The organism is Lamprobacter sp., assembly GCF_034860625.1.
Taxonomy (GTDB): Bacteria; Pseudomonadota; Gammaproteobacteria; order Chromatiales; family Chromatiaceae; genus Lamprobacter.
This window is the reverse complement of sequence record NZ_JAYESN010000024.1, coordinates 49,182-57,883: the sequence shown is the minus strand read 5'-3', so window position 1 is coordinate 57,883 and position 8,702 is coordinate 49,182. Positions and strand designations below refer to the sequence as shown.

Here is an 8,702-nt window from a genome sequence, read left to right as displayed (position 1 = left end):
CTGCGATCTCCCGGTCGGCGGTGTACTGTGCAAGACCGCGATGGCGCGCGCCAACTGCTCCGTCATCTACCTGGTCCTTGCAAGAAGCTGCGCAAGATCTGGGTCGACGGCGGATACAGCGGACGCTTGGTCGACTGGTTGGCCGAACGCTTTCGCTTCGTTTTGGCGGTGGTCTTGCGCCCCAAGGAAAGCCGCAGGTTCGTCTTGCTGCCAGGGCGCTGGGTGGTCGAGCGGACCTTTGGCTGGCTCAACCTCTCACGCCGCCTTAGCAAGGACGATGAGCGCTTGATGCCGACCAGCAAAACCTGGATTCATCTGGCGATGATCAGACTGATGGCTAACCGCTTGGCATAAGACGGTAGTTTCCAAACAGCTTCTAAGCACAAGGATCAGCGCAACGAAAAAAGGGCCTACATCGAGATGATGTAGGCCCTTTGCGTTGTTTGGTAGCGGGGCAGGAACACTTCGACGGCGATCCTGAAGCCGTCTACCGCAAGCTCAGCACGGGCGAGCTGGTCGTCGATACCGACGGCCAGCCTTGCCTTGGCGTCGAGGCATACATCCACTCGGGCGAGGTCTGGTTCCTGCCAGGCGGCGCCCAGACCGACCGCCAGTGGGATGTCGCGTCGTTGCGCGCCATCTGGACCGCTGACAAGGATGTGCTCGCCAACCTCCTGAACGACAAAGCCAGGAGCAATCTCGCTAAACATGGCGTCTCGTTTGAGGAGGCAACGACCGTTTTCGATGATCCGCTCTATCTCGACTTTTTCGACCCGGATCACTCCGAAGACGAGCACCGCTATCTGCGCATCGGACGCTCTGCTCGCGGGCGTCTCTTGATCGTCGCCTACACCGAACGCGAAGAACAGACCCGGATCATCAGTGCTCGCCAGGCCACCAGCCATGAACGCAAAGCCTATGAAGACGACTGAAGCCGTTGCCGATATCGAGGACGATCTGCGTCCTGAATACGATCTGCAGAGCCTCCGTCTGCGCAAGAGCGGCCCGGGCCGAACGCGCGGCCCGCAGAAGGCTCCAACCAAGATCCCGATCACCATCCGGCTTGACCCGGACGTGCTTGAGGGCCTGCGCGCGACTGGCAAAGGCTGGCAGACCCGCGCCAACGCCGCGCTACGCGACTGGCTGCAACATCATCACCGCGTGCGCTCCTAGGCTTATCGAGATCGACGCGAATGTTTGATTACCCGGTCGTGCTGACCCCTGACGGCGATAGCGTGCTGGTGACTTTTCCCGATATCCCCGAGGCCATCACCTTTGGGGCCGACACAGAGGATGCGCTACAGCAAGCCGTCGATGCGCTGGAGACCGCGCTATCGTTCTACATCGATAACCGCCAGCCGCTGCCAGCGCCTTCGCCTGCAACCGGCCACCCGACGGTTCGCCCCTCCGGCTTGGAGTCGGCCAAGCTGGGGCTGTATCAGGCCATGACCGAGCGCGGTATGCGCAAGGCCGAGCTGGCGCGGCGGCTCGGCTGGGACGTCCCGCAGGTCGATCGATTGTTCGATCTCACTCACACCTCAGGCTTCGATCAGATCGAGGCCGCTGCGCGCGCCTTGGATCTGCGCGTCGAGGTGAATGTCAGCCCGCGCGAGCAGATACAGAACGCTTCCTAGGCGCGTTTGCGATCAACGCCCGGCCTAGGAGTCTGTCGGACTTGTAACCCATTGATATTATTAAATGCCGATTGCTTGAAACGTTGGCTTATGACCATCTACAGGTAAAACAAGCCAAAAGGCGGCGAGTCGAAAATTTAAATGAGGCCAACCACATCCATCAGCTTGGCATAATCCGTGACCACGTCGTACTTCACCCTGTCCTCGCTGATGCGCTGGCCGATCTCGTCAAAGAACTTGCGCGCGCAGGCGATCTTAGTCTGCTCGATCTCGCGCAGCTTCATCGTCGACATGGTGCCCTTGGTCTCGGCGACGAAGTAGATGTGACGGACGCTGCCAGCCTTGAATGAGATCGCCCAGTCTGGGTTGTAATCACCGACGGGTGTCGGGATGAGAAAACCTCGTGGCAGCTTTGCGTACACGACGACCTCCGCACTGGTATCCAGGTCTTTGACAAACTGCTTTTCAACGCCGTAATCGGTGATGGCGTAGTCATAGATATGGTGCTTGAGCTTTTCTGAGGCGCGCGAGAAGTCCTGCCCGGTTTGAGCGGCGGTGAAGATGTCGACGTCATAGCGCTCGTCGATCTCGTCATAGGCCAGGCGCTCGATCACCATGGCGGCCTTCTCCTGCTTGATCAGGCGTGAGGCCTCGGCGATGAAGTGTTCGGGATTCTGGCGGAACTGCTGGAACACAGCGGGTTGGATACCGCAGAGGATGCTCGCGACCGTCTGGCGCATGAGCTGGGTGTTCTCGGCGAGCTTGCCCAAGAGGTCATAGCTCACCCGCGAGTGGATGGAGTCGCCCTGTTCGGTGGCCGTTTCCGAGATCTTGAAGCCATCGCTTTGGCGTAACTGCTCAGCGGTCAGTCCATCCTTCTGCTGACCCTTCTGTACGATGTATTGCAGCGGCGTGACGCGCAGCCGCAGATCCAGTGCGCCGATGCATTTGTCGATCAGTTCAACGGAATCGAAGTCGACGCGATAGACCGCCTTGCGGTTGATGCGCCGCCACAGCTCCTGGAAGGCTTGCTTCTCGAAGTTGGCGTTGAGTGGATTGGTCTTCGGTGTGCGGCCATCCTCGAACCTGGGGAGCTGCTTGTCGCTGAACAGGCTGTCGATCAGCTCGAAGAGCTGGTCAGCATGGGGCTGCAGATCGGCTGGTAGCTCAGCCAAGGTGCCTGTCGCCTTGGCGTCGTGATAGGCGTCGGCGATGTGATTGGAAAAATCGACGTAGCCGCTCTTGACCAGATAGTGATGAAGTTGATTGGCCATCGTCTCCGTTACGCCGACAGTGCCTGACTCGGTCTTCAGCACCTTGCCTGTAAAGTACGCTGGCGTCGCTTGCCGTGGTCGCGAGGACAGGGTCTCGACGATCTCCTGCTGCAATCCAGCGACAAAGTCTTTGTAGCTCTCGCTGGCGACGACGGTTAGCACGTTGATGTCATGCACCAGGTTCGGGTGGTCCATGCGCTCGCCCTGCTGGTCGACACTCAGGCGCAGCCCGCGACCCACCTCTTGGCGGCGCGAGAGGCTGTTGTCGCTGTGCTTGAGCATGCACATGACAAAGACGTTCGGGTTATCCCAGCCTTCGCGCAGGGCGGAGTGCGAGAAGATGAAGCGCACTTGCTTCTTGGCGCGGTCCTCCGGGCTGTCGTGCGGGCTGGGAAACGCCAGCAGGCTCTCCTTGTCCTTGAGGATCAGATCGTAGGCGTCGACATCGTCGGAATCGACGGAGCGGGCACCGACAGCCGGGTCCTTGAGGCGCTTGGTCTTCTTGTCGACCGCGAAGTAGCCCTGATGCGTCTTGGCGGGATCGATCGCGCCGAGGTACTGGCGGTAGGCCTTGTTGTCGATCGCCAGTTCAGAGAGGTATTCGTCTTTGAGTAGCGCGTATTCCTCCTCGAAGACGCGCGCGTATTCGCCCTGCTCGTCGGGCTGGCCATAGTCGCGGTACTTCACCACCTCGTCGATGAAGAACAGCGACAGCACCTTGATGCCCTGGGCAAAGAGCTGCTTCTCCTTGTCCAGATGCGCCTTGATGGTCTCGCGGATCTGGATGCGGCGGATATCGCGCTCGGAGACATCGCCGTTGGCCTCGCCGGCCTTCAGCATCTCGCCGTTGGTGAATTCGACGGTATCGGCGTTGGCGTCGATCTGGCTGATGGTGAAGCCTTGGTACTGGTCCAGCTCATTGGATGCCACGAACAGATCGTCGCGGAAGCGCAGCCGCCGCAGCTGCCGCTTGATCTCACCGGACTTCAGCTTGACCTCCAGCTCGATGCGCGCCACCGGTGCCTGCTTGGAGATGTCGATGCCTTCCAGGTAGAGATAGGCATTGGTCCCGGCCAGCCCGCGGGTCTGGATACCGCGCACGGCGATCTTCTTCACCAGCTTTTGGTTGAAGGCATCCAGCGCGTCGAGCCGATGCACGCGATGATGCTGGGTGCGATGGGTGGCCGAGTAGCGCAGGATGAACAGCGGCCTGAACTGCGGCAGCGCCTCCAGGGTCGCCTTGCCTTCCATCTTCTGCGGCTCGTCGATGATCAGGATCGGCCGATTCGAGGCGATGACATCGATCGGCTTGCGGGATTGGAAATCGTCCAGCTCCAGATAGATGCGGCGGTTGTCGGCCCCGCGCGCGTTGAACGCCTGGATGTTGATGACCATGACGTTGATGCCGGCGTCCGAGGAGAAACTCTCCAGCTCGTGCAGGCGCTTGGAGTGGTAGACGAAGAAGCGCGCCTTCTTGCCGTAGCGCTCGGTGAAGTGCTCGGCGGTAATCTGCAGCGACTTGTAGACGCCCTCGCGGATGGCGATCGAGGGCACCATGATGATGAACTTCGACCAGCCGTAGCGCTGGTTCATCTCGAAGATCGTCTTGAGGTAGCAGTAGGTCTTGCCGGTGCCGGTCTCCATCTCGACATCCAGATGGATCGGCGTGGCGGCGAAGGCTTGCTTGCGATAGGTCGCCGGCGCGGGTACGCGAGCGCCTTTGTTGTTGAAGGTCGTAAAGTCGGACAGCGACGACGACACCGGCAGGTTCTGCCGACGCTGCACCTTCTGGATATTCTCCAGGATCTGTGCCTCGCTCAGCGCGAGATCAGCGTTCTTGAAGCCCTCATCGAAGGCGCTGACCTGCGCCGTGCGGCCGGGATCGATGCGGTAGGTCAGACCGGAGGTCATCGGCTGGCCGGCGAAGCAGTCGACGACCGACTCGACGGCATGGGTCTGGTAGGGCTGGACTTTGAATTTGAGCTTCATGCTGCGGCTGCCTGATCAATGGTAGTCGCTCTCGCGCTGGTGGCGCACGGCCAGTATGGTAACCGTCTCGGCGTCCTCGATCTCAAAGAGTGCCACATAGCCAGAATCGCCAAATGGGATCAATAGTTCACGGAGAAACGGCGAGTCGATCGACGCCTTGCGACAAGTAAACGGAAACTGCTCCAATGTGACCATGGCCGCGCGAATCGCCGCCAGCGCCCGCTCGGCTAGCGCCCAATCCGTGGCATCCCGCTCAAGAATGAACCTGAACAGTCTGAGTAGATCGTCCTCGGCTTCCGGGGTGAAGCGAATCCGATAGGTCATCAAAGCGATGCGCCAGACTTGTGCGCATCAAGCATCGCTTGGAGCTGATCGACCACCGCAGACGCCTCGACATAGCGTCCGGTCTGTCTCGCCTGATCACGAGCCCTCAAGCCGCGTTCGATAAACGCTTGTTCGGCCTGACGATAGGCCACGCTCTGACGAATGGCCTGCTCGACGAAGCCGGATAGAGTTTCGCCTTCCTGCAAGACGCTTTCCGCGGAATGCCGCAGTTCCGGATCAACCCGCAGGGAAGGAATCGTGGCTGTTTTCATTTCAGCACCCCAGTGCGTTGCATTTGCGATGCACTATGCCCGCTCTTTGGCAACAGCGCAAGCGCGATGGCGACACAAGACTGAAGCCGGTCAAGCGGCATGGGATAGCACCTTGTTCAGTTCATGCCAGAAGATCGCAGTCTGCTCAGGCTTTTGATCGAAAAAGTCCTCAAAAAACCCAGGTGCGTTCAAGGCAGGGGGATAGGCATACTGCTCGCCGTCATCACCGATATCGGTCAGCCAGTCGGTTGGCCGCTCGCAGTCGATCACATCGAACAACGCGCCGGGATACAAATAGGGCTTACCCAAATCGTTAAGTATCCGAAAGTCGTCGGCCTCGATCCCAATGACAAAGTAAGGTTGGTTAGCAGACAGATCTGGATACTCGGGGTGTGTTGTTTTCAGACGAACAATCATCGCCATCAGATCCTCTTCATCTTGATTTCAAATCGTCCCAAGCCTTGATGCTCGTACCAGTGATACTCATAGGTATCGCCCTGATACTCGACATGAGGGCTGCTCTTCTTGACCCACTTCGACGCCACCCCGCCGTAGGTCGCAACAAGCCGATCCACGTCGCGGATACGCCGGCCCTTTGCGATGACACGTGATGTGGAGATCAGCTGCTTGGTGAGCGGTTCAGACACGCCGACTCAAAGCGACTTGACCTCGGTAACCGGCGAAAGCTGGCGGAAGATCTGCTCAACATTGATCTTGACCGCATCCGAGACGAAGCCGTTGTCGCGGAAGACCACCCGCAGCGGCTCATGGCCGGCCAACTCTTTGACCAACTCCTCGGTCACGCCACGCTCGAAGCAGGCGACCAAGGCGTTGTCATCGACGAAGAAGACGGTAAAGGATGAAGGCTGAGGGCTGAAGGATGAATCCGCTCTCCCTTCATCCCTCATCCTTCCGCCTTCATCCTTTAACGTGATGGTCTCGCGGCGGATGGGCAGGGTGAGGTCGACGCCCCAGTCGACGAGCACCTGGAACAGCAGATCCTCGTCGGTGCGGTCCTCCTTGACGTTGTCGACCATGTCGAGCAAGTCAGCCTGATTGACTTCGTCGGGGCGGTAGTAGACGTCCTTCATGTTGGAGGTGTCGACCTTGAGGACTCGGAAGCCGACATCGCGGTTCCAGTTGGGGTGGCATTCGCCTTCGAGGATCTTCTTGCCGGCGCGGCGGATGCGCTCCCGAGAGATCTGGGCAATATTCGTGAATGTTGTTCCAGCGAGATCGTTTTGTCTCTTCAGCTTTTCAGGCCACTGAACTTGAATGAATTTAAATCCTAAATTTTTCTCTGCATTGCTCTCCAGTACAGCATGAGCAAAACTTGATGAACCGGCAAAAAAGTCCATCACAAGGCCACCGTTACCGAACGTCTCCAGAAGGCGTCTCATGAGGCGAACGGGTTTAGGTGTATCGAAAGGGGAAGCACCATCGAAGAGTTCCTTCATCTCAAGAGTTGCCTCCTTGTTGTGCCCCGCCTTCTCATAATCCCACCATGTATGCGGTGTTGTCGTTGCCTCTTTTTCCTCCAAATACGATTTAAGCATTGGGCGAGCAGAACCATCGATACCCCACCATATCCGCCCTTCCCTTACCCATGCGTTAAATTGCGCCTCATTGCAGCGCCAGTAACGATTAGGTGGAGGCCTAAACTCCTGCCCATTTCGATAAATCGTAAAAAGACCCGCTTGGTAAGGCTTGCTCGCTGACAAATCTTGTGCTCGCCATCTCCCTCTAGGGTCATTATCCGGATTTTTATACGCTTGGAGTTGTTCTTCCGTCAGTGGCCACTTCTGAACTTTCGCATCTGCAGCACTCTTAGAATACACATGTATAAAGTCGTGCATGTCTGATATGTGTCGCGCTGTAACATTTGCGACGTATCTTTTTTGCCATGCAAGAGTGGCGACGAAATTCTCTTCGCCGAAAATTTCATCCATGACTTTCTTGAGATTTGCTGACTCGCCATCGTCGATTGAAATACAGATGAATCCGGTTTTTGATAGCAAGTTTCTCGCAACCCTGAGGCGCGAATAGATCATCGATAGCCAATCCGAATGAAAACGGCCATTAGACTCTAGATTCGCGACCATGCGGTTGCCGATGTCATCAGCCTGTAGCGACTTGATAAAAAACTCTTCTGCTGATTCCGAAAAATCATCGTCATAGACGAAATCATTACCAGTATTGTAGGGTGGGTCGATAAATATTAACTGCACCTCACCAAGAAATGGCTCCTGCAGTATTTTTAGAGCCTCAAGATTATCGCCTTCGATAAATAGGTTCTCAGTTGAATGAAAACTGACACTTTCTCCCTCATCGAGCCGTAAAGTTTTCGCAATTGGAGCATTGGCTGCAGCCAACGCTTCCCGCTTCCCCGGCCAATCCAACCGATACCGCTCCTGCGGCCCCCCCACGCTATGGTCACTCAACTCCTGCTTGAGCTGGTCGAAATCCACCGCCAAACGCAGTTGCCCCGTCGCCTCGTCGCGCGCCTCAGTCACACAACCGGGGAACAACTCGCGGAGCTTCGCGATGTTGTCTTGGCTTAGGTCGGGGCTGTGCATCTTCAGTTTGTCCATGAGTCTGCTCTCAATCTTTCGTCACAGCGGCAACGGGCTCGCCCGCAGTCAACTGCACTAATGCTTTTTTTTGCTGCGCGCAGCTCGGCATTGATTGCCACGCGCCTGTTGAATTGTTTCTCGCGTGCCAACCGGGCCTTGATCCGCTCGAATTCACGCGCCTTGGTCTCTATGGCCTCGGCTTGCGCGATGCGCGCCTCAAGCGACAACGGCTCAGTCTGCACCTCCGGGCTGGCATAACCCAGCGGAGCCTCAGCCACGCCAGCATCAGCGCCTGGCAACAGCCGCGCCGTCTGTGCCTCCACCAGCGAACTCAGCAGCCGCTCATACAGTACGCCCAGGTTCCTGACCACGGGCAAAGGCGAGCGGTAGGCCTCCTCGGGCAACCACTCCGCTTCAAAGTAGTCGCCCACCACCCAGCGCGTGCGATCAGCCTTGCTGGGCCGCTTCCAGGCGGCGGTCAGCTTGATCCGTCCAGCATAGGCCAGCTCGAAGAGCAGCGGAAAGGGGATGGCCTTATCGATCGCGCGCAGCAGATCCGGGTCCAGCACCGCCGTCTTCTGGGTGACGCGGAAGACCTGGATCTCCGCCACGGCATCCGTCGCGGTGAGATTTCTA

The 8,702-nt window shown here is 58.0% G+C and carries 11 protein-coding genes; 4 read left to right on the top strand and 7 right to left on the bottom strand.

The genetic code is table 11. The features are described 5' to 3' along the window. From VBE63_RS08735 to VBE63_RS08720, 4 genes are all read left to right on the top strand, one after another. The coding region (locus VBE63_RS08735) for a transposase (protein WP_323682627.1) at positions 1–354 on the top strand (354 nt) is incomplete at its 5' end. Between the two features lie 80 nt (positions 355–434). Further along, entirely contained in the window at positions 435–932 is a 498-nt protein-coding gene (locus VBE63_RS08730; RefSeq protein ID WP_323682626.1) for a BrnT family toxin, read from the top strand. Continuing rightward, positions 919–1,173 (top strand): BrnA antitoxin family protein, encoded by a 255-nt coding sequence (locus VBE63_RS08725; RefSeq protein WP_323682625.1) that lies wholly within the window; start codon positions 919–921, stop codon positions 1,171–1,173. Before VBE63_RS08730 ends, VBE63_RS08725 begins: the two co-directional genes overlap by 14 nt. 20 nt (positions 1,174–1,193) lie before the next feature. Then, positions 1,194–1,634, top strand: a complete 441-nt coding sequence (locus VBE63_RS08720; protein WP_323682624.1) for a type II toxin-antitoxin system HicB family antitoxin — start codon at positions 1,194–1,196, stop codon at positions 1,632–1,634. 137 nt (positions 1,635–1,771) lie between these two features. On the opposite strand, the gene VBE63_RS08715 is transcribed toward VBE63_RS08720, so the two are convergent. From VBE63_RS08715 to VBE63_RS08685, 7 genes are all read right to left on the bottom strand, one after another. Beyond that, the gene (locus VBE63_RS08715) at positions 1,772–4,897 is read right to left on the bottom strand and encodes a type III restriction-modification system endonuclease (RefSeq protein WP_323682623.1); all 3,126 of its coding nucleotides are present in this window, start codon (positions 4,895–4,897) and stop codon (positions 1,772–1,774) included. A gap of 15 nt (positions 4,898–4,912) precedes the next feature. Continuing rightward, positions 4,913–5,221 (bottom strand): type II toxin-antitoxin system RelE/ParE family toxin, encoded by a 309-nt coding sequence (locus tag VBE63_RS08710; protein WP_323682622.1) that lies wholly within the window; start codon positions 5,219–5,221, stop codon positions 4,913–4,915. Beyond that, positions 5,221–5,493 (bottom strand): YlcI/YnfO family protein, encoded by a 273-nt coding sequence (locus tag VBE63_RS08705; protein WP_323682621.1) that lies wholly within the window; start codon positions 5,491–5,493, stop codon positions 5,221–5,223. The genes VBE63_RS08710 and VBE63_RS08705 overlap by 1 nt, the downstream gene beginning before the upstream one ends. 90 nt (positions 5,494–5,583) lie before the next feature. Continuing rightward, on the bottom strand, positions 5,584–5,916 hold the full coding sequence (locus VBE63_RS08700; RefSeq protein WP_323682620.1) for a hypothetical protein: 333 nt from the start codon (positions 5,914–5,916) through the stop codon (positions 5,584–5,586). After that, complete coding sequence (locus VBE63_RS08695; protein WP_323682619.1) at positions 5,916–6,140, bottom strand: hypothetical protein; 225 nt, start codon at positions 6,138–6,140, stop codon at positions 5,916–5,918. Before VBE63_RS08695 ends, VBE63_RS08700 begins: the two co-directional genes overlap by 1 nt. 6 nt (positions 6,141–6,146) lie before the next feature. Continuing rightward, a complete protein-coding gene (locus VBE63_RS08690) occupies positions 6,147–8,084 on the bottom strand; it encodes a site-specific DNA-methyltransferase (protein WP_323682618.1) in 1,938 nt (645 codons plus the stop codon). Beyond that, positions 8,072–8,677 carry a DUF4391 domain-containing protein gene (locus VBE63_RS08685; protein ID WP_323682617.1) on the bottom strand — a complete coding sequence of 202 codons (606 nt, stop codon included), beginning with the start codon at positions 8,675–8,677 and terminating at the stop codon, positions 8,072–8,074. The genes VBE63_RS08690 and VBE63_RS08685 overlap by 13 nt, the downstream gene beginning before the upstream one ends. Between the last annotated feature and the right edge of the window lie 25 nt (positions 8,678–8,702).